This is a genomic window from Microbacterium sp. EF45047, assembly GCF_028472845.1.
In the GTDB taxonomy this organism is placed as follows: domain Bacteria; phylum Actinomycetota; class Actinomycetes; order Actinomycetales; family Microbacteriaceae; genus Microbacterium; species Microbacterium neungamense.
This window is the reverse complement of record NZ_CP069429.1, coordinates 2,009,979-2,030,087: the sequence shown is the minus strand read 5'-3', so window position 1 is coordinate 2,030,087 and position 20,109 is coordinate 2,009,979. Positions and strand designations below refer to the sequence as shown.

20 protein-coding genes and 2 tRNA genes are annotated in these 20,109 nt (G+C 73.1%); 17 read left to right on the top strand and 5 right to left on the bottom strand.

The window, feature by feature from the left end:
- Positions 1 to 562 precede the first annotated feature (562 nt).
- The 12 genes from JRG78_RS09900 (at position 563) to JRG78_RS09845 (ending at position 11,429) form a co-directional block, all read left to right on the top strand.
- Entirely contained in the window at positions 563 to 1,564 is a 1,002-nt protein-coding gene (locus JRG78_RS09900) for a TadA family conjugal transfer-associated ATPase (protein WP_259606515.1), read from the top strand.
- Positions 1,558 to 2,478, top strand: coding sequence for a type II secretion system F family protein (locus JRG78_RS09895; protein ID WP_259606514.1), 921 nt, complete (start codon positions 1,558 to 1,560; stop codon positions 2,476 to 2,478). Before JRG78_RS09900 ends, JRG78_RS09895 begins: the two co-directional genes overlap by 7 nt.
- A gap of 65 nt (positions 2,479 to 2,543) precedes the next feature.
- Entirely contained in the window at positions 2,544 to 2,747 is a 204-nt protein-coding gene (locus JRG78_RS09890) for a DUF4244 domain-containing protein (RefSeq protein ID WP_259606513.1), read from the top strand.
- Positions 2,748 to 2,824: 77 nt separating this feature from the next.
- Positions 2,825 to 3,136, top strand: coding sequence for a TadE family type IV pilus minor pilin (locus JRG78_RS09885; protein WP_259606512.1), 312 nt, complete (start codon positions 2,825 to 2,827; stop codon positions 3,134 to 3,136).
- Between the two features lie 92 nt (positions 3,137 to 3,228).
- Entirely contained in the window at positions 3,229 to 3,558 is a 330-nt protein-coding gene (locus tag JRG78_RS09880) for an Rv3654c family TadE-like protein (RefSeq protein WP_259606511.1), read from the top strand.
- A gap of 105 nt (positions 3,559 to 3,663) precedes the next feature.
- On the top strand, positions 3,664 to 6,555 hold the full coding sequence (gene topA / locus JRG78_RS09875) for a type I DNA topoisomerase (protein ID WP_259606510.1): 2,892 nt from the start codon (positions 3,664 to 3,666) through the stop codon (positions 6,553 to 6,555).
- Between the two features lie 23 nt (positions 6,556 to 6,578).
- Positions 6,579 to 7,244: a dTMP kinase gene (tmk, locus tag JRG78_RS09870; protein WP_259606509.1), complete on the top strand. Its 666-nt coding sequence runs from the start codon at positions 6,579 to 6,581 to the stop codon at positions 7,242 to 7,244.
- A gap of 38 nt (positions 7,245 to 7,282) precedes the next feature.
- A complete protein-coding gene (locus tag JRG78_RS09865; protein ID WP_259606508.1) occupies positions 7,283 to 8,440 on the top strand; it encodes a DNA polymerase III subunit delta' in 1,158 nt (385 codons plus the stop codon).
- A 167-nt stretch (positions 8,441 to 8,607) separates the two neighbouring features.
- Positions 8,608 to 10,104, top strand: coding sequence for an alpha/beta hydrolase (locus JRG78_RS09860; protein ID WP_259608194.1), 1,497 nt, complete (start codon positions 8,608 to 8,610; stop codon positions 10,102 to 10,104).
- A gap of 71 nt (positions 10,105 to 10,175) precedes the next feature.
- Positions 10,176 to 10,251, top strand: a tRNA-Thr gene (locus JRG78_RS09855).
- A gap of 60 nt (positions 10,252 to 10,311) precedes the next feature.
- Positions 10,312 to 10,893 carry an isochorismatase family protein gene (locus JRG78_RS09850; RefSeq protein ID WP_259606507.1) on the top strand — a complete coding sequence of 194 codons (582 nt, stop codon included), beginning with the start codon at positions 10,312 to 10,314 and terminating at the stop codon, positions 10,891 to 10,893.
- On the top strand, positions 10,890 to 11,429 hold the full coding sequence (locus JRG78_RS09845; RefSeq protein WP_259606506.1) for a DUF1697 domain-containing protein: 540 nt from the start codon (positions 10,890 to 10,892) through the stop codon (positions 11,427 to 11,429). Before JRG78_RS09850 ends, JRG78_RS09845 begins: the two co-directional genes overlap by 4 nt.
- 213 nt (positions 11,430 to 11,642) lie before the next feature.
- Here JRG78_RS09845 and JRG78_RS09840 read toward each other — a convergent pair whose 3' ends face one another.
- Genes JRG78_RS09840 through JRG78_RS09830 form a run of 3 tightly spaced genes read right to left on the bottom strand, consistent with a single transcriptional unit; the run spans position 11,643 to position 14,747 of the window.
- Positions 11,643 to 12,632, bottom strand: a complete 990-nt coding sequence (locus tag JRG78_RS09840) for a hypothetical protein (RefSeq protein ID WP_259606505.1) — start codon at positions 12,630 to 12,632, stop codon at positions 11,643 to 11,645.
- 56 nt (positions 12,633 to 12,688) lie between these two features.
- Positions 12,689 to 14,050 carry a sensor histidine kinase gene (locus JRG78_RS09835; RefSeq protein WP_259606504.1) on the bottom strand — a complete coding sequence of 454 codons (1,362 nt, stop codon included), beginning with the start codon at positions 14,048 to 14,050 and terminating at the stop codon, positions 12,689 to 12,691.
- 19 nt (positions 14,051 to 14,069) lie between these two features.
- The gene (locus tag JRG78_RS09830; protein WP_259606503.1) at positions 14,070 to 14,747 is read right to left on the bottom strand and encodes a response regulator transcription factor; all 678 of its coding nucleotides are present in this window, start codon (positions 14,745 to 14,747) and stop codon (positions 14,070 to 14,072) included.
- A gap of 59 nt (positions 14,748 to 14,806) precedes the next feature.
- Here JRG78_RS09830 and JRG78_RS09825 point away from each other — a divergent pair, with 59 nt between their 5' ends.
- Complete coding sequence (locus tag JRG78_RS09825; protein ID WP_259606502.1) at positions 14,807 to 15,469, top strand: IMPACT family protein; 663 nt, start codon at positions 14,807 to 14,809, stop codon at positions 15,467 to 15,469.
- A gap of 127 nt (positions 15,470 to 15,596) precedes the next feature.
- Here JRG78_RS09825 and JRG78_RS09820 read toward each other — a convergent pair whose 3' ends face one another.
- Complete coding sequence (locus tag JRG78_RS09820; protein WP_259606501.1) at positions 15,597 to 16,145, bottom strand: type 1 glutamine amidotransferase domain-containing protein; 549 nt, start codon at positions 16,143 to 16,145, stop codon at positions 15,597 to 15,599.
- Positions 16,146 to 16,400: 255 nt separating this feature from the next.
- Between JRG78_RS09820 and JRG78_RS09815 the strand changes: the two genes are divergently transcribed.
- The 4 genes from JRG78_RS09815 to JRG78_RS09800 all read left to right on the top strand — a co-directional run bounded on the left by JRG78_RS09815 (position 16,401) and on the right by JRG78_RS09800 (position 19,275).
- Positions 16,401 to 16,811: a hypothetical protein gene (locus tag JRG78_RS09815; protein ID WP_259606500.1), complete on the top strand. Its 411-nt coding sequence runs from the start codon at positions 16,401 to 16,403 to the stop codon at positions 16,809 to 16,811.
- Positions 16,802 to 16,873, top strand: a tRNA-Lys gene (locus JRG78_RS09810). The genes JRG78_RS09815 and JRG78_RS09810 overlap by 10 nt, the downstream gene beginning before the upstream one ends.
- 103 nt (positions 16,874 to 16,976) lie before the next feature.
- On the top strand, positions 16,977 to 17,606 hold the full coding sequence (locus JRG78_RS09805; protein WP_259606499.1) for a DNA-directed RNA polymerase subunit beta: 630 nt from the start codon (positions 16,977 to 16,979) through the stop codon (positions 17,604 to 17,606).
- Positions 17,607 to 18,393: 787 nt separating this feature from the next.
- Positions 18,394 to 19,275: an aminodeoxychorismate lyase gene (locus JRG78_RS09800; RefSeq protein WP_259606498.1), complete on the top strand. Its 882-nt coding sequence runs from the start codon at positions 18,394 to 18,396 to the stop codon at positions 19,273 to 19,275.
- A 40-nt stretch (positions 19,276 to 19,315) separates the two neighbouring features.
- Here the strand turns inward: JRG78_RS09800 and pstB are convergent, their stop codons facing one another.
- Positions 19,316 to 20,095, bottom strand: coding sequence for a phosphate ABC transporter ATP-binding protein PstB (gene pstB / locus JRG78_RS09795; RefSeq protein ID WP_259606497.1), 780 nt, complete (start codon positions 20,093 to 20,095; stop codon positions 19,316 to 19,318).
- Positions 20,096 to 20,109 lie beyond the last annotated feature (14 nt).

The following is a 20,109-nucleotide window of genomic DNA, read 5'->3' as shown; positions in this document are numbered from 1 at the left end:
CACCGACGCGGGATACTGCCGGAAGTCGGTACCCGCGGCGGGTTTTGTGCGGGTCCGCTCGTTGCGTACACTGACCTCAGCCGAATCGTATTCCGGCTTCCGCGTGCCCGATACCCCCCGATCACGGGCATGCGTGGGCGGCATCTCATTCCCCCCGTGAGGTGCCGCCCTTTCACGTCTCCGGGTGGTGCGCCGTGGACCGCGGGACGTCGCCGACCCCGGCCCGCCGGGAGCTTTCCGCATCGCGGGGCGGCGTGTGCGGTGCGTTCTTCTCCTGGCGGTGGCGGATGCCGCGCCGCCGGGAGCTTTCCGCATCGCGGGGCGGCGTGTGCCGTGCGGTTTTCTCCTGGCGGTGGCGGATGCCCGTGCCGTCGGGAGGTTCTGGCATCGCGGAGTCGCGTGTGCGGTGCGTTCTCCTCCCGGCGGCGGCGGGGGCGGCCGCGGGCGATCGCGCCGGATGCCCCTGCCCGCCCGTTCTGCACGGCGGCCAATTCTGCCGGGTTGTGCACAGCGGCCGGGTTCGAGGGCCGGGCACGTCCGTCGCTCCGCCTACCGTCGGGGCATGGCCGAACCCTTCGTCCTCCGCCCCCGCACCGCACACGCGGGGTCCGGTCCGTCCGCGGGACGGATGCCGCTTGATCCCGCCTTCGGCGCGCTCGCCGAGTTCTGCGCCGATGACCGGGTCACCGACCTCTTCGTCAACGGCGCGGGCGGACTCTTCGTCGACCGCGGACGGGGCGCGGAGCGTGAGGAGGGCTGGCGGGCATCCGAACGGGAGGTGCGCGACCTGGCCGTGGCGCTCGTGGCGGCCGGCGGCCGTCATCTCGACGATCAGTCGCCGTGCGTCGACGTGCGCCTGGACTCCGGCATCCGGGTGCACGCGGTGCTCGCCCCGGTCTCCACCTCGGGCACCGCGCTGTCCATCCGCATCCCCCGCGTGCTCGCGGCCGATCTGGACGCGCTCGCTGGATACGGCACGTTCGCGCCGGGGGAGCGCGAGTGGCTGGGGCGGCTCGTCGCGGAGCGCGCGAACGTCCTCATCACCGGCGGCACCGGCAGCGGCAAGACCACCCTGCTGACCGCCCTGCTGTCCGAAGTGCCGCCGACCGAGCGCATCGTCACCATCGAGGACGTGGCGGAGCTGCGGCCGCGGCATCCGCACCACGTCTCCCTCGAGGCGCGTCAGGCCAACCTCGAGGGCGCGGGACGGATCACGCTCGCCATGCTCGTGCGCGAGTCGCTGCGGATGCGGCCCGATCGCCTCGTGGTCGGCGAGTGCCGCGGCGAGGAGGTGCGCGAGCTGCTGACCGCGCTGAACACCGGGCACGACGGCGGCGCCGGCACCCTGCACGCGAGTGGCCTCGCGGATGTGCCGGCCCGTATGGAAGCCCTCGGGGCGCTCGCCGGCATGGACGCGACGGCGCTCGCACGGCAGGTGGTCAGCGCGTTCAGCGTCGTGCTGCATCTCGGCCGGGATCCGGACGGCACCCGCCGCATCCGGCGCGCCGGGAGGTTCGTGCTGCACGGCGACCGCCTGGGGATCGAGGAGATGTCGCCGTGCTGAGCCCGCTTCGCCGGATCCGCCTTCCGCGCCGTCGCGAGGGACACGAGAACGACGCCGGGGACGCAGCGGTCGCGGTGCGCACGCTCGCGGTGCTGCTGCAGGCCGGAGCGCGGCCGATGACGGCCTGGCGGCATCTCGCCGACTCCGGGAACGCCTCCGCCGAACGCGTCGTGGCGCGCTGCGCGGACGGCCTCGACCTCGTCTCGGCGATCGAGGCCGAAGGCGGCACCTGGGTCGATGTGGCGGCGGCGTGGGACGTGGCCACCACGGTGGGCGCCCCGCTCGCGGAGGTCCTCCGCGCGCTCGCCGAGTCGCTGCAGGACGCCGCGGCCGCCGCCGATGACGTCAGGATCGCCCTCGCCGAACCCGCCGGGACCGCCCGGCTGCTGCTCTGGCTGCCGGTGGCGGGCCTGCTGCTCGGGTACGCGCTCGGCTTCGACACCGTCACGGTGCTCACCACGAACCCGTTCGGGATCGCCTGCGTGGCCGCCGGCCTGCTCCTGGTGCTCCTGGCGCGGTGGTGGACCCGCCGGCTGGTGCGCCGCGCGCAGCCGGAGCCGGGCACGCCGGGCATGCACGCCGAACTCGTCGCCGTCGCCCTGTCCGGCGGGGCGGCCATCGCCCGGGCGGTGCGGCTGGTGGAGACGAGCGCGGCGCAGCTGCGCGACGAGCGTCATGCCACGGATGCCGTGCTCGAGCTCTCCCGCGCCGCCGGCGTTCCCGCCGTCGAGCTGCTCCGGGCATCCGCCGCGCAGCAACGGCAGGATGCCCGGGTCCAGGGACGTCTGCGCGCCGCGCGTCTCGGAGCGAAGCTGCTGCTGCCGCTGGGCGCGTGCACGCTGCCGGCGTTCCTCCTGCTCGGCGTGGCACCGCTGATGCTCAGCGTGCTGAGTTCGACGCCGCTGCCGGGATGAGCCCTGTGGGCTGTGGACCACGGAACGAGAGGCACGGTGCCTCCCGAGGAAAGGAAGAGAAGAAGATGAACCGGATGGAACTGCCGACCCTGACCAGGCGCCGGGCGGCGAACCTGTTCACCGACGAGACGGGCGCGGCCACTGCGGAGTACGCCATCACCACGATGGCCGCGGTCGCCTTCGCGGGACTCCTCGTGGTGATCATGCGATCGGATGAGGTGCGCGGCATCCTCACCGATCTGGTGCGGCGAGCCCTCACGGTGTCGTGACGGGGTACTCGCGCAGGCGAGCGGGACCCGGGCCCGCGCCGCGGGGACGTGCGAGCCCGGGGCGCGAGGACGGATCCGTGGCCGCGGAGCTGGCGCTCGCGGTGCCCGCCGTGGTGCTCGCACTCCTGATGGGCGTCGGCGCGCTGAGCGCCGCCGCCTGCCAGGTGTCGCTGCAGGATGCCGCCGCCGACGCGGCGCGACTGCTCGGTCGCGGCGAGGACGCCGGCCGCGCGTTCGCGGTCGTCTCCACCGCCGTCGGCGGCGCCACGGCTCGCTCGGAGCAGCGCGGGGATCTGGTCTGCGTCACGGCGTCGACGTCGTTCCAGGTCGGCGCCCTGGTGCGGATCCCCCTCGGCGCCGAGAGCTGCGCGCTCGCCGGCGGGCTGTGACCTGGAGGGACAGAAGACCGGGGGTCGGCACCGAGAGTGGAACACCGAACCTGCACCGAGAGCCGGAACACCGAAAGAGAGAGGAGAAGCCCATGGCGGGAACCGCGATGGCCGCCGGCGTCCTGACGGTCGCGGCGACCCTGTCGCTGGGGTTCGCGGCCGTCGGCGGCGCGGCGGTCACCGCGCAGCGCGCCGCCGGGGCCGCGGACGCGGCGGCCCTCGCGGCGGCGGACGTCGCCTCCGGCGCGGTGCCGTCCGCGGAGGATCCGTGCGCCGTCGCCGCACGCGTCGCCGCGGCCTCCGGGGCGGCGCTCACCGGCTGTGCGCTGGAGGGACTCATGGCGACCGTGCAGGTCGAAGCGGCGTACGCTGGGATGAGCGCCGTCTCCCGTGCCCGCGCCGGGCCACCCGAGGGACCATGACGGCTCCGGACCTCCGCCGCTGCATCCGCCGCCCGGCCGCACCCGACCCTGGGCCGGCGTCACGACAGCGGTGTGTATGGTGTGCTTCGAAGAAAGGACGCACCCTTGGCTGCAGGCAAGAAGCTCGTCATCGTCGAGTCGCCGACGAAGATGCGCTCGATTCAGGGCTACCTCGGCGACGAGTACGAGGTCCTCAGCTCGGTGGGTCACATCCGCGATCTGGCCGACAAGAAGGACATCCCCGCCGCCGACAAGCCGGCCTACGGGAAGTACTCGATCGACGTCGAGAACGACTTCGACCCGTACTACGTCGTCAGCGACCGCAAGGCGAAGACCGTCGCCGAGCTCAAGCGCGCCCTGAAGCAGGCCGACGAGCTCCTGCTCGCCACCGATGAGGACCGCGAGGGCGAGGCCATCGCGTGGCACCTGCTGGAGACCCTGAAGCCGAAGGTCCCCGTCAAGCGCATGGTGTTCCACGAGATCACCAAGGACGCCATCCAGGAGGCGGTGCGCAACACCCGCGAACTGGACCACGCGCTCGTCGACGCGCAGGAGACCCGCCGCATCCTCGACCGCCTGTACGGGTGGGACGTCTCGCCCGTGCTCTGGTACAAGGTCAAGACCGGCCTGTCCGCCGGCCGTGTGCAGTCGGCCGCGACCCGGATGATCGTCGACCGCGAGCGGGAGCGGATGGCCTTCGTCTCGGCCGAGTACTGGGACGTCGAGGCCACGGCATCCGCCCGCACCGCGGCGCGCTCCGGCTTCACCGTGCGTCTAGTCCGCGTCGACGGCGGCCAGCTCGCCCGCGGCACCGACTTCGACGACACCGGCGCGCTGAAGAAGGCCGTGGTCGTCCTCACCGAGAAGGAGGCGGCCGACCTCGCCGCTGCCGTGAACGCCGCCGGCTCCGCCACCGTCACCAAGGTCGAGGCCAAGCCCGGCACCCGCAGCCCCTACGCACCCTTCACGACCTCCACCATGCAGCAGGAGGCGGGGCGCAAGCTCTCGATGAGCGCGAAGCAGGCGATGAGCGTCGCCCAGCGCCTGTACGAGAAGGGGTACATCACCTATATGCGCACCGACTCGACGGCGCTCAGCACGCAGGCCGTCCAGGCCGCGCGCAACCAGGCCGTCGCGCTGTACGGCGACGCCGCCGTGCCGCTGAAGCCGCGCGTGTACAAGTCGAAGAGCAAGAACGCCCAGGAGGCGCACGAGGCCATCCGGCCCTCCGGGGAGAACTTCCGGACCCCGGCATCCGTCTCCGGGGAACTCGATCGCGAGGAGCTGCGGCTCTACGACCTGATCTGGAAGCGCACGGTCGCCAGCCAGATGGCCGACGCGAAGTACGAGACGACGACGGTCACGCTCGAGACGGATGCCGCGGGCCGCCGCGCCGAGTTCACGGCATCCGGCACCGTGTACACCTTCAAGGGCTTCCTGGAGGCGTACGAGGAGGGCCGCGACGAGAAGCGCGGCGACCAGGACACCGCGGCGGACCAGTCCCTGCCGCAGGTCGCGGTCGGCGACGAGCTCGCCGTGACGGATGCCGAGGCCAAGGGCCACCGCACCACTCCGAAGCCCCGGTACACGGAGGCGTCGCTGGTGAAGGCCCTGGAGGAGCACGGCATCGGCCGGCCGTCCACCTTCGCGAGCATCATCGGCACGGTCATCGACCGCGGCTACGCGATCAAGCGGGGACAGGCGCTCGTGCCGACCTGGCTCGCCTTCAGCGTCGTGCGCCTGCTCGAGCAGCACTTCGCCGACCTCATCGACTACGACTTCACCGCCGCGCTCGAAGACGACCTGGACGCCATCGCCCGCGGAGAGCAGAACCGGGTGGAGTGGCTCCGCTCCTTCTACTACGGCTCGAAGGACCACGTCGGCCTGCGCCAGGTGGTCGACAACCTCGGCGAGATCGACGCCCGGGCGCTGAACTCCACGCGGATCACCGACACCGCGACCCTCCGGTTCGGCAAGTACGGCCCCTACCTCGAGGTCGTCGACCCCGCCCACCCGGACGCGAAGCCGCGGATCGTGAACGTGCCCGAGGACCTCGCCCCCGACGAGCTGACCCCGGAGAAAGCGCAGGAGCTCATCGACGCCCCCGTCGCCGGGGACCGCGTGCTCGGCGAGAACCCGGAGAACGGCAAGATCATCGTCGTCAAGGACGGCCGCTTCGGACCGTACGTGCAGGAGGAGGACCCGGTCGACGAGACCGCCGCCGCCGTGGACGAGGCCACCGGCGAGGTCGTCGAGGCGCCGAAGGCGAAGGGCCGCGGTGCGAAGAAGGAGGCCGCGCCCAAGCCCCGCACGGCCTCGCTGTTCCGGTCGATGTCGGTGGACACCATCGACCTCGACACCGCGCTGAGGCTGCTGAGCCTGCCGCGCGTGGTCGGCACCGACCCCGCCACCGGCGAGGAGATCACGGCCCAGAACGGCCGGTTCGGCCCGTACCTGAAGAAGGGCGCCGACTCGCGGTCGCTGGAGAACGAGCAGCAGATCTTCGACATCACCCTCGAGCAGGCGCTGGAGATCTACGCGCAGCCGAAGTACGGCGCCCGCCGTGCCTCCAGCGCGCTCGCCGAGTTCGACGCCGACCCGGTCAGCGGCAAGCCGATCCGCATCCGCGACGGCCGCTTCGGGCCGTACGTCACCGACGGCGAGACGAACGTGACCATCCCGCGCGGGCAGCAGCCCAGCGACATCACGTACGAGATCGCGGTGCAGATGCTCGCCGACAAGCGCGCGAAGGGCCCGGCGCCCAAGCGCGGTCGTGCGGCGGCGAAGAAGACCACCGCGAAGACGACGGCCGCGAAGACGACGGCCGCGAAGAAGGCTCCGGCGTCGAAGGCGGCGGCGAAGACGGGTGCCAAGGCGCCGGCCAAGACGGCGGCCGCGACCGACAGCGCGAAGGCGGCGGCGCGTTCGGCTGCGGCGAAGAAGGCCGCCGCGACGCGCGCCGCGAACGCGAAGCGCCGGGCCGAGCAGGCGGAGTGAACCGGCGTGACGAAGGCGGATTCGTGACCGCGGACCGCGACTCCGCGAGCCGTGGCGCCTCCGCGCACCCCGGTCTCTGGATCACCCTCGAGGGCGGCGACGGTTCGGGCAAGACCACCCAGGCCGCCCTGCTCGCCGAATGGCTGCAGTCGCAGGGTCGCACGGTCGTGCACACCCGCGAGCCGGGCGGTTCCGAGGTCGGCCGTCTCATCCGCGAGATCGTGCTGCACCACCGCGGCGACATCGCACCGCGCGCCGAGGCGCTGCTGTACGCCGCCGACCGGGCGCACCACATCGCCGCCGTGGTGCGGCCCGCCCTGCTGCGCGGGGACGTGGTCATCCAGGACCGCTACCTCGACTCCTCCGTCGCCTACCAGGGTGCCGGGCGGATCCTGGATGCCGGCGAGGTGCGCGACCTGTCGCTGTGGGCGACCGAGGGCGCGCTGCCCGACCTCACCGTGCTGCTCGACCTCGACCCCGCCGACGCCCGTCGCCGGCTCGACGCCGACGACAAGCCGTTCGACCGGCTCGAGGCGGAGAAGGACGAGTTCCACGGCCGGGTGCGCGACGCCTACCTGCGGCTCGCGGATGCCGAGCCCGAGCGCTTCCTCGTCGTGGACGCCGCCCTCGCCCCCGAGGTCATCGCCGAGCGGATTCGCGGCCGCGTGCAGGCGCTGCTCGGCGCCTGACCCGGCCGGCGTCCGTGCCCGCGGCTAGGCTGGAGCGCATGACCACCGTCGCGACCGCCCCGTTCCCGTGGTCCGATGTGTGGGGGCAGGACGAGGCCGTCCAGACGCTGCGCGCCGCGGCATCCGACCCGGCATCCCTGTCGCACGCCTGGCTGATCACGGGGCCGCCGGGCTCCGGCCGGTCCACCCTCGCCTACGCGTTCGCCGCCGCGCTGATCGCCGACGGCCCCGAGGACGAGGCGACGATGCGGCAGGTGCTCGCCGGCACGCATCCGGACGTCACGGCGCTGCGCACCGACAAGGTCATCATCACGATCGCCGAGGCGCGCGCGCTCGTCGAGCGCTCCTACTTCGCCCCCTCCGCCGGACGCTACCGGGTGATCGTGGTGGAGGACGCCGACCGGATGGTCGAGCGCACCTCGAACGTGCTGCTCAAGGCGCTCGAGGAGCCCCCGGAGCAGACGGTGTGGGTGCTGTGCGCGCCGAGCGAGGCCGATCTGCTGCCCACCATCCGCTCGCGGGTGCGGCCCCTGCGGCTGCGCGAGCCGGATGTCGCCGACGTGGCACGGCTGATCACGCTGCGCACCGGCGCGGACGAGGCGACCGCGGAGCAGGCGGCCCGGCACGCGCAGCGCCACATCGGCATGGCGCAGCGCCTCGCCACCGACGAGGCGGCCCGGCGCCGGCGTGACGAGTCGCTGCGGGCGGTGCTCGGCGTGCGCGGGGTGGCGGATGCCGTCGAGGTCGCCGGCCGCATCATCCAGACCGCGACGGACGACGCCAAGGCGCTGACCGCCGAGCGCGACGAGGCCGAGCGCCGGGCGCTGCTGCGCACCGTCGGCGTCGCGGAGGGGCAGCCGGTGCCGCCGGCGCTGCGCGCCCAGGTCTCCGCCCTCGAGGACGAGCAGAAGAAGCGGGCCACCCGCAGTCTGCGCGACGGCATCGACCGGGTGCTCACCGACCTGCAGTCGCTCTACCGCGACGTCGTGATGCTGCAGTACGGGCGCGGCGAGGCGCTGATCAACCGCGAGCTCGGCGCGGAGCTGGCCGCGCTCGCCGCGGCCTGGCCGGTCGAGCGGACCATCGTCGCCCTCGACGCGATCGCCGACACCCGTGAGTCCCTGGAGCGCAACGTCGCCCCGCTGCTCGCCCTGGAGAGCCTGCTCATCACGATCGCCAGCGGAAGGACGCCGTGATCCGCGGAAGCCTCACCCCCCGAACCCCGCCCGCCCCAGATGCGGCCCGCGGTGCGGCCGCGCACGGTGCCGCCGCGCACGGTGCGGCCGCGCACGGTGCCGCGACGCGCAATGCCGCCCGCAGAGGTGCGCGTCGTCTCCTCGCCGTCGTCGCCGGCGCTGCCGCGCTGGCCGTCGCGCTGTCCGGATGCCTGTACGCGATGATCCCGGAGTCCCGGCCGTCCCGCACCAAGGCGCCCGACACCAGCGGCGTGCCCGCGGAGCTGCTGCCGTTCTACGGGCAGACCCTGGAGTGGAAGGCGTGCCCGACGGCCGGCCCGTCGTTCGACTGCACCACGGTCACCGCCCCGCTGGACTGGGACGACCCGGATGCCGGTGAGATCGAGCTCGCGGTGGTGCGGCACCAGTCCGCCGGCGAGCCGCAGGGGTCGCTGCTGATCAACCCGGGCGGTCCCGGTGCGAGCGGATTCGACTTCGTCGCGGAGAGCCTCGGCTACGCGGTCGGTCCCGACCTGATCGAGAGCTTCGACGTCGTCGGCTTCGATCCGCGCGGCGTCGGCCGGTCCACGGCGGTGACCTGCCTGGACGCCGAGGCCATGGACGCCTACCTCTACGGCATCCCGGAGGTCGAACGCGGCACCCCGGAGTGGGAGGCCGAGCTGACCGCGCGCAACGCGGAGTTCGCCGAGGCGTGCGAGGCCAACAGCGCCGGCATCCTTCCCCACATCACCACCGAGAACGCGGCACGCGATCTCGACCTGCTCCGCGCCGTGCTCGGCGACACCGAGCTGAACTACCTCGGCTACTCCTACGGCACGTTCCTCGGCGCCACCTACGCCAAGCTGCACCCGGAGCGGGCCACCGGCCTGGTGCTCGACGGGGCGATCGACCCGTCCATCCCCGGCCTCGAGGTCGGCGCGACGCAGGCGCTCGGGTTCGAGAAGGCGCTCCGCGCCTACCTGGAGAGCTGCCTGGACACGGCGGAGTGCCCGTTCAACGGCACCGTCGACCAGGCGCTCACCGACTTCCGCGCCCTGCTCGCCGCCGTCGCGCGCGTGCCGCTGCCGAACGGGGACGGACGGATGCTGGGCGTCGACACCATGGTGACCGGGGTGATCCAGGCGCTGTACAGCGAGGAGTACTGGCCCTACCTCAGCAGCGCCCTCACCGGCGTGCTCGAGGGCGAGCCGTCCGAGATGTTCTTCCTCGCCGACAACTACAACGGGCGCGACGAGCACGGCCAGTACCTGGACAACTCGACCGAGGCGTTCCGCGCCTACAACTGCATGGACTACCCCGTGGAGGACGACCCCGCGGCGGAGGAGGCCACCATGGCGCGGATCCGCGAGGGCGCCCCGACCTTCGCCCCGTACTGGGAGGGCCCCGACCCGTGCGAGGTGTGGCCGCATCCGCCGACCGGCACCCGCGGCGAGATCGCCGCGCCGGGATCCGGCCCGATCCTCGTCGTCGGCACGACGAACGACCCGGCCACCCCCTACGAGTGGTCCGAGTCGCTGGCCGCGCAGCTGGAGCAGGGCGTGCTGATCACCCGCGTCGGGGAGGGGCACACCGGCTACAACAAGGGCAACACATGCGTCGATCGCGCGGTCGAGGAGTTCCTCATCGAGGGCACAGTCCCGCAGGACGGACTGCGCTGCGGGTGACCAGTCGCGCATTTCGCGGTGCGCCCCGGGACAGGGTAAGATCGATGATCGTGCCGCGGTGCGCCGCGCACGCCGCCTTAGCTCAGTCGGCAGAGCGATTCACTCGTAATGAATAGGTCAAGGGTTCGATTCCCTTAGGCGGCTCCATCGGCCCCGGGATGCCTGCATCCCGGGGCCTTCGCGTTCCTCGCGGCGTACCCTCGAGGTATGACCAGAGCACTCCTCATCGTCGATGTGCAGAACGACTTCACCGAGGGCGGCGCGCTCGCCGTGACCGGCGGCGACGCGGTCGCCTCGGCGGTCTCCCGGCTGCTCGCCGAGCGGGCCGGGGACTACGAGGTGATCATCGCCTCGCGCGACTGGCACGACGCGGACGGCGACAACGGCGGTCACTTCTCCGACGACCCCGACTACGTCGACTCGTGGCCGGTGCACTGCGTGGCCGGCACCGAGGGCGCCGACTACGACCCGCTGCTGGAGACCGAGGCGATCACCCATCACGTCCGGAAGGGACAGGGGAAGCCGGCGTACTCGATGTTCGAGGGCACCACCGAGGACGGCGAGACGGTCGGCGCGATCCTCACCGAGCACGGCGTGGTCAGCGCCGACGTCGTCGGCATCGCCACGGATCACTGCGTGCGGGCATCCGCCCTGGATGCCGTCGCGCACGGCCTGCGGGTGCGGATCTTCACCGACCTCATCGCCGGCGTCGGCGAGGAGTCCAGCGCCGCGGCCCTCGCCGAGCTCGCGCACGCGGGCGCCGAGCTGGTCGAGAGCACCGCCCGGTGACGGGGCGCAGCGTCCTGCTGCTGCGCGCCGTGAACCTCGGCGCCCGCAACCGGGTGCCGATGGCCGAACTGCGCGCTCTGCTCGCCGAGCGCACGACGCTGCAGGACGTCTCGACCTACATCGCGAGCGGGAACGTGCTGTGCCGCACCCCGGACGACACGGCGGCGGCGTGCGCCGAGGTCCGCGCGCTGATCGCGGATGCCTTCGGCGTCGACACCCCGGTGATCCCGCGCCGTCACGACGAGCTGGTCGCGGCGCTGGCGCGCAACCCGTTCGCGGATGCCGCGGCGGAGAAGCTCGTGCACGTGATGTTCCTCGAGGACGAGCCGCCGGGCGACGCCGTCGCAGCGCTCACGCCGCGCCTGGTGCCGGGGGAGCGGATCGCCCTGCACGGACGCGACCTGTGGATCGACTACGCCGCCGGCGGCGTGCACTCGACACGGCTCACGAGGCCCGTGCTCGACCGCGCGCTCGGGGTCGCCGGGACCGCGCGCAACGTCCTCACAGTGCGCAAGCTCGCGGAGCTCACCGCCTGACGCGGCTCGCCGCCCGGGGCGGACACCCAGCCAGGCCCGGGGCCGGCTCGATGGTTGACCTGGCTCCACGCGTCACACGGCCCGCGCCCGTTGCCTGACGCGGCGCGGCCGTCGCCGGGGCGGAACACGGAGCCGGACCCGGGGCCGGGACGGCTCTCGCCGCGGGAGGTCGGCCCCGCAGCAGGCGGCCGGCCCGCGCCCCGGCTGCACCGGTCAGTCGATGTCGACGTTCACCGGGCTGAGGTCCTCGGCGAGATCCACGTCGGCGTCGCCGCCGTCGGCGAGCCGGATGCCGACCTCATAGGCGATGCCGGGGTCGTCGCTCGCGGCGACCGCGTCGACGGTGCCCTCGGCCTCGGCGGCGGCGAGGGCGGCCTCGATGACCTCAGCCAGGCGGTCGAGATCGAGGACGGGGTCGGCGCTGCCCTCCACGTCGTCATCGTCGCGTCGCGTGGCGGTGCCCTCGATGTCGACGAAGACGTCCGGCTCGCTGCCGTCCGCGAGCCGCACCTCGACCTCGTATCCGCCCCGTTCGACGTCGATGGAGGTGACGCCCTCGCCGTCGACCGCGGCGATCGCGGCCTCGGCGGCGGCGCGCAGCGCGGCGGCATCCGCGTCCGGCAGGCCCGCCGCGGCGGCACCGGCGTCGTCCTCGGTCGCGGGGCGGCCGTCCTCGTCGTCCCGATCGTCCTGATCCTCGCGGTCGTCGCCGCGCGGGCCGTCGGGGCGGTCGCCGCCGGGGGCGCCGGGTCCGCCCTCCTGGTGGATGCCGGGGCGGTCGTCGTCATCCTCGTCGCCGACGGCGTTGCCGATCGCGTAGGCGCCACCGCCCACGAGGAGCAGCGCGGCCGCCGCTGCGGCGCCGATCAGGAGCGTCCGGCGGCGACGGCGCTTGCGGTCGGCGTCGGCTGCGGGTGCCGCCGCGTCGCCGGCCGGTGCCGCCGCGTCGCCGGGCGTGGATGCGGAACCGGCGGCGGTCGCACCCGCCGGCTGCTCGGAAAGGCGCTGCGTCTCGGTGGCGGCCGCGGCGGCGGCCGCGGCGGCGGGGGCCTCGTCGGCCGGGTCGGCCGTGCCGGGGCGGGCGGGCGCTTCGGTCGCGCCGGGGCCGGTCTCGGGCCGACCCGGGGTCTGCGGCTGGTCCGGGGTCTGAGACTGGTCCGGGGTCTCGGGCTGGTCGGGGGTGCGGGGCTCGTTGGTATCCATGTCTCCACTGTGCCCACCGGGCGGTGAACCGCTGCTGAAGGAACCTGAAGGGCTCTTCAGGATGCCGCCGGCAGCTCCAGCGTGAAGCGGGCGCCGCCGGCCTCGCCCTCGTCGAGCAGGATCCGCCCGCCGTGCGCGAGGGCGACCTCGCGGACGATCGCGAGTCCGAGCCCGCTGCCGCCGTCGTCCCGCGCCCGGGCCTCGTCCAGGCGGGTGAACCTCTCGAAGACGCGCTCCCGCTCCGCCGGAGGGATGCCCGAGCCGTCGTCCTCCACCTGCACGAACGCGCGTCCGTCCCGCGTCCCGGAGCGCAGCACCACCCGGGTGCGGGCGTGCCGGACGGCGTTGTCGGCGAGGTTGCGGATCGCCCGGGCGAGCAGCTGCTGCGCGCCGAGTGCCCGGGCCGGCCCGATTCCGGAGGCGTCCACGTCCACATCCATGCGGCGCAGCCGCTGCGCCTCCGCGAACGCGAGATCGTCGAGGTCCACCGGCGCCGGATGCGGCACCCGGTGCTCGTCCAGCCGCGCCAGCAGCAGCAGCGCCTCCACGAGCTCCTGCATCCGCGCGCCCTCGTCCAGCACCACGCGGCTGAGCTCCGCCACCGGCATCGCCTCCGGATGCGCGGCGGCGACCTCGGCGTGCTGCCGGATCGTCGCCAGAGGGGACCGCAGCTCGTGCGAGGCGTCGCTGACGAACCGCCGCTGCGTCTTCTGCGCGTGCTCGATGCGCTCCAGCATCCGGTTCATCGTCACCGCGAGCGCGCCGAGCTCGTCGTCCCCGCCGGCATCCACCCGGCGATCCAGCTCCGTGGCGCCGATGGCATCCACCTGGCTGCGCAGGCGCTCGACGGGGGCGAGCGCACGCGTCGCCACCACCCACAGCACCACGCCGACCAGCGCCAGCACGAGCGGCACCGCGACCGCGAGCAGGCCCGCGGTCGCCGCGACCGCCTCGTCGACCGCCTCCAGCGATCGGGCGACGGTCACCGTGCCGCGGTCGGTCTCGTGCGAGGCGGCGAGGTACGGCTCGTCGTCGACGACCACGCGGGCCGTGCGCCCCTCGGGGACGATCGGCAGCGCGGCGGCGTCCTCGTCGTTCACCGCGCCGTCGCCGGAGCCGCCGTCGCCCTCTCCCTCGCCGGGGTCGTCCCCGCCGGGGTCGTCCTTGCCGGGGTCGTTCTCAGCGCCCTGCGGGCCGTGCACGCGGACGAGCACGTCGTCGTCGACCTGGTCGATCGGGCCCGGCCCGCGATCCGGGCCGTCGTCGATCGCATCCAGATCCTGCTCGAGCGCGACCGCCACGCCGTCGGTCAGGGAGGTGCGCAAAAGCTGCACCGCGGCCACCGCGCCCAGGCCGAGGGCGATCGCCACGATGAGCAGGGCGCCGACCGTCACCCGGCCGCGGATGGACCGGAGCACGCGCCGCCGGCCGGCCATCTCAGCCGCCCCCGGCGGCGAGCCGGTAGCCGGCGCCCCGCACCGTCTCGATGGCCTCGCGCCCGAACGGGCGGTCGATCTTGCCGCGCAGATGCCCGATGTACACCTCGACGATGTTGGCGTCCCCGTCGAAGTCCGAGCCCCACACGTTCGCGATGACCTCGGGCTTGGTGACGACCTCGCCGCGGCGCCGCATCAGGAAGTCCAGCACCGCCAGCTCGCGCGCGGTGAGGGAGACCTCGGTCCCGCCGCGGAAGACGCGTCGGGCGGCCGGGTCCAGGCGCAGGTCGCCGGCCTCCAGCACCGCCGGGCGCTCCCGTCCGCCGCGACGCACGAGGGCACGCAGCCGGGCGACGAGCACCGGATAGGAGAACGGCTTGGTCAGCCAGTCGTCGCCTCCGGTGTCCAGGCCCTCCACCTCGTCCCACTCGCCGTCCTTCGCGGTGAGGAACAGCACCGGGGTCCAGATCCCGGCCGCGCGCAGCGCCTGGCACACGCGGTAGCCGCTCATGCCGGGCATCATCACGTCGAGGACGATGGCGTCGTAGTCGTGGTCGCTCGCCATCCGCAGGCCGTCGGGCCCGGTATGCGCGACGTCGACGACCATGCCCTCCGCCTCCAGACCGCGACGGATGCCGTCGGCGAGGCGCACCTCGTCGTCCACGAGCAGTATCCGCATCCTGCCAGTCTGGCCGGTCGCGGCTGAAGCGCAACTGAAGCGGGCCGTAGCCTGGGAGGGTGCACGCCGACTCCGCCGATCTCCCTGCCACGATCGCGGAGCCGGTGGACCACGAGCTCGTGATCCGGAAGTCCCGCTTCCTCGCGCACGTCGCACCCGTGGCATCCGTCGAGGAGGCGGATGCCGTGATCGCCGGCGCCCGCCGCCGGGCGTGGGATGCGCGGCACCACTGCAGCGCGCAGGTCCTCGGGCTGTACGGCGACCGCGCACGCTCCTCGGACGACGGCGAGCCGTCGGGGACGGCGGGGATGCCGATGCTCGAGGTGCTGCGCCGGCGCCGCCTCACCGACGTCGTCGCGGTGGTCACGCGCTACTTCGGCGGGGTCAAGCTCGGCGCGGGCGGGCTCGTGCGGGCCTACTCCTCGGCGGTGTCCGAGGCGCTCGACGGCGCCCGGCTCGTCGACCGACGGACGTTGCAGCAGGTGCGCATCGCAGTGCGGCATGCGGATGCCGGACGCTACGACCACCTGCTCCGCGACTGGGCCGCTCGGCGCGAGGTCGTGCTGGGCGAGACGCGCTACGGCGCGCAGGCCGTGCTCGAGGTGTGGTCGCCCGGGGACGCGGCCGCCGCGCTCTCCGCGGAGGTGTCGGCGGCGAGCGGCGGCGCCGTGGCGGCGGAGCTCACCGGCATCGAGCGCATCGTCGACGTGCCGCGTCCCTAGGCCGGTCTGCGCGCGGCATCCGGCCGGCGGACGTGCGTCGGCTCGCGGCCGCGGCATCCGTCTGTCGGACGTGCGTCGGCTCGCGGCAGCGGCATCCGGCCGGCGGACGTGCGGCTGCTCGCGGCGCTCAGGCGGTCTGGCCGCGATGCGCGCCCTCGGCGACCTCCTCCAGGACCTTCGCGTTGAAGGCGGGCAGGTCGTCCGGGGTGCGGCTGGAGACGAGGCCCTGGTCGACGACCACCTCCCGGTCGACCCACGCGGCGCCCGCGTTGCGCAGGTCGGTGGCCAGGCTGGGGTAGCTGGTCAGGGTGCGGCCGTCCACGACGCCGGCCTCGATGAGGATCCACGCGCCGTGGCAGATCACGCCCACGGGCTTGTGCTGCTCGAAGAAGGCCCGCACGAACGCCACGGCGTCCTCGTCCATGCGCAGGTGGTCGGCGTTCACGACGCCGCCAGGGAGGACGAGCGCGTCGAAGTCGTCGGCCGACGCGTCCGCGACGTGCAGGTCCACGGTCTGCACGTGCCCGTTCTTGCCGGTGATCTCGTCCGCCGTCGGCGACACCATGGTCGCCGTCGCACCGGCGCCGGTGAGCGCCTGCCAGGGGGAGGTGAGCTCGCTGTCCTCGTACCCGTTCGTGGCCAGGAATGCGACCTTCGCGTCCGACACGTTCGCCATGGTTCATCCTTTCCCTGTGTTCCGTGGTGACGTCCTCAGAGTGGGGACGAGGAACAGCATGCAACGGCGGCCGGGCGCGAGCGAGGGGGTGGTCGTCGACCCGGGATCGTGTTATCGAGGCCGGTGATCGACGGTGCGCGGCGCGGCTGGGAGAGGACGCGATGGGTTCGGTTCCTTGGTGTCTTCGGCAGGAGCGCCCGCCGCGGCCGCGGACGATCGCCAGTTGTCCCCCATGCGTTCATATGTGACGATCGCATGGCAGTTGCGACACCGGACATCGCACTTGGCGATCTCGGCGGTGAGGATCGGGATGCTGAAGCCGTTGCGAACCAGCTGCATGACGCCGTCACGCTTCGCCGTACCTGGGCGGTGGTCGAAGTCGAGCACACGAACATCGGCAATTCCGCAATCCACGCAAGGGTGCTGGCTCAAGTACTCGGCGATAAAGGCGATGCTCCTTTCCCTCTGGGCAACCGTGCGAGCCCGGATGACAGAGATGTGATGCTCGCGATTGCGTCGGTAGTACGCACGAGACGACTCGCGGTTGCATTCGCGACAGACCTCTTGCAGCCCGTCCGGGCGGGAGGACTTCCGGTTGAAATCTGTGAGTGGTCTAAACTTCTGGCAGGTGCCGCACCTCTTCTGTGCAGGCGTCTGCCCCCGTAGCTCAGAGGCAGAGCAACCGGCTTTTAACCGGTGGGTCGGGATGTCGGAATTCCCCGGGGGCACCTCTCCGTCGGTCATCTCGTCTCCTCAATTCGGTCATCGCCACGCTACGCTGAGCCGGGGACATCGATGAGCTTCGCGGCCGACCGGCGTACCCTGGATCGGGTGCCAGAGCAGTTCCATCGCCCCGTTCGCCGGCCGCCGGAATCCTTCGACAACATCGTCGGAGCCGCGGACCCGGCCGAGCAGGCGCGCGTCGCGCACGCGACGGCGGCGGCGCTGCTGGAGCGCACGCGTCGGGACGAGACGGGGGAGACTGCGGAACGGCTGATCGCCTTCGCGTCGGAGCACGGCATCGATGAGATTGCCGAGCTGTGGTCGCACGCACCTGCGCGGTCGCTTCCGGGCGCACTGTGGCGGCTCTATCTGCTGCAGATCGCGATCCGCTCGGATGCCACGACCACGGCGATGCTGTACGAGCGCGGGCGCGTGGAGCTTCGTTCGGCGGATGCCGTGATCGCCGGCGCTCCTGCACCCGCCGGCCCCGGCGAGCTCGTCGCCCTGGTGGACACGATCCTGCGCGGCGTCTTCCGCGGCGACTTCGCGGTCGCCCTGGATCGCGCCGCGGCGTACTGCCGGGTGCAGGCATCCGGGGCCACGCACACCGCAGACGACTACGAGGCCACCGAGCCCGGGCGCGCCAGCGACCTCACGCGCCGCGCCCTGCGGCTGAGCACGTACGCCGACGACCTCACCGCCTCCGCCTCCGCCTGGCGCCGTGGCGCCCTGACCTGACGGGCCTGCCTCCGCCCGGCCGGTCCGCCTTCGCGGTCGCCGGGAGCTTCTCGCATCCAGGAGGCCCCTCGGGGGTGCGGGATTCTCCCGGCGTTGAAGGGTGCCCCGGTCGTCGGGAGCTTTCCGCATGGGAAACGGAGCCGCGAGGTGCGGGTTTCTCCCGGCAGTGAAGGGGCGCGGCGTCGTCGGGAGCTTTCGGCACGGGAGTCGGTCCCGGGAGGTGCGGGTTTCTCCCGGCGGGATCGGAGCGCCGGCGCTGGGAGGTTCTTGCATCCGAGGGCCCTCGGGAGGTGCGGGTTTCTCCCGGCGGGGTCGGGACAGCGCCGTCGGGAGGTTCTTGCATCCGCGAGGGCCCTCGGGCGTGCGGGATTCTCCCGGCAGTGGAGGAGTGCGCCGTCGCGAGGAGCTTTCCGCATGGGGGACGGGCGTGGGAGGTGCGGGATTCTCCCGGCGGCGGAGGAGTGCGCTGTCGCGAGGAGCTTTCCGCATGGCGGACGGCCGCGGGAGGTGCGGGATTCTCCCGGCGGGGATGGGGCGGCGGATGCGGTGGGGGCGGATGCACGGACGGATGCGGCGGCGGAAGCGACGACGGACGCGACGGCGGGATGCCCCCGGCCCACGCCCGGCGCAGACCCGCCCGGACATGAAAGGGCCGGGCCGCAAGAACGCCTCTCGGCGGAAGGCCGCTCGCAGCGGCAGAAGTTGGAGCCCGGGGTTATGCGGCCCGGCCGATCAAGTGTAACGCGTCCGGCGGCGGGGTATTCCCCGGAGCCCTAAGCTCGTTCCCATGGCAGCCCGGTTCGCCCTCATGATCACCCCCGCCGACGCCGCGGACGACCGCGCCGACTTCTCCGACACCTTCACCGAGGTGGATCCGTCCGCGCCGGCGCTCAGCGTCGGCGAGCTCAGCACCCAGCGGGGCGACGGTGTGTTCGAGTCGATCGGCGTGATCGACCGGCACGCGCAGGAGGTCGAGCCCCACGTGCAGCGCCTCGCGCACTCCGCGAAGCTGTGCGACCTGCCGGCCCCGAACCTGGAGCAGTGGCGTCAGGCCGTGCAGCGCGCGGCATCCGCCTGCCCGCCGGGCGAGGCCGTGATCAAGCTCATCCTCAGCCGCGGCGTGGAGCACGGCCCGGCCCCCACCGCCTGGGCGACGGCCGCACCCGCGCCCGACTTCAGCGCGGTGCGGCGGGACGGCGTCCGGGTGGTCACCCTCGACCGCGGCTACGACCTCGGCGCCGCCGAGCGCGCGCCCTGGCTGCTGCTCGGCGCGAAGACCCTGTCCTACGCGGTGAACATGGCGGCGCTGCGCGAGGCCCGCCGCCGCGGCGCCGACGACGCCGTGTTCGTCACCAGCGACGGCTACGTGCTCGAGGCGCCCACGGCGTCGCTCATCATCCGCACCGGCGACCGGTTCCTCACCCCGGCGCCGTCCGGCGGCATCCTGCACGGCACGACCCAGCTGAGCGTGTACGAATGGCTCGAGAAGCAGGGCTTCCAGGCCGAGTACGCCACGCTCACGGCATCCGACCTGGCGAAAGCGGATGCCGCGTGGCTGGTCTCCAGCATCCGTCTCGCCGCGCCGATCACGGCCGTCGACGGCGCACCGCTGCCCACCGACCCCGACCTCACGGCGTCGCTGAACGCCTACCTGCTCTCCCCGCGCTGAACCCGGGCGCCGGGGACGCGACCGGCGCCATCACGAGAATTCACCCGAAGCGGCCGGAGACGTAGTCCTCGGTCGCCTGCACGGACGGGGTGGTGAAGATCGTCCGGGTGTCGTCGTACTCGATCAGCTTGCCGGGCTTGCCCGTGCCGGCGATGTTGAAGAACGCGGTCTTGTCCGACACGCGGCTCGCCTGCTGCATGTTGTGCGTCACGATGACGATGGTGTACTCGTTCTTCAGCTCCTCGATGAGTTCCTCGATCGCGTAGGTCGAGATCGGGTCGAGGGCCGAGCACGGCTCGTCCATCAGCAGCACCTCCGGGGCGACCGCGATCGCCCGCGCGATGCACAGACGCTGCTGCTGACCGCCGGAGAGACCCGAACCGGGCTTGTCGAGCCGGTCCTTGACCTCGTTCCACAGGTTCGCGCCCATCAGCGACTTCTCGACGAGGGCGTCCTCGTCCGAGCGGGACATGCGCTTGTTGTTCAGCTTCACGCCGGCCAGCACGTTCTCGCGGATCGACATCGTCGGGAACGGGTTCGGACGCTGGAACACCATGCCCACCTGGCGGCGCACCAGCACCGGGTCGACGCCGGGGCCGTAGAGGTCCTTGCCGTCCAGCAGCACCTCGCCCTCGACGCGGGCGCCCGGGATGACCTCGTGCATCCGGTTCAGGGTGCGCAGGAACGTGGACTTGCCGCACCCGGACGGGCCGATGAACGCGGTGACGCTGCGCGGCTGGATGTCGAGCGAGACGCCCTCGACGGCGAGGAAGTCGCCGTAGTAGACGTTCAGGTCGTTGACTTCGATGCTCTTGGACACGGGGGTTCCTTCGG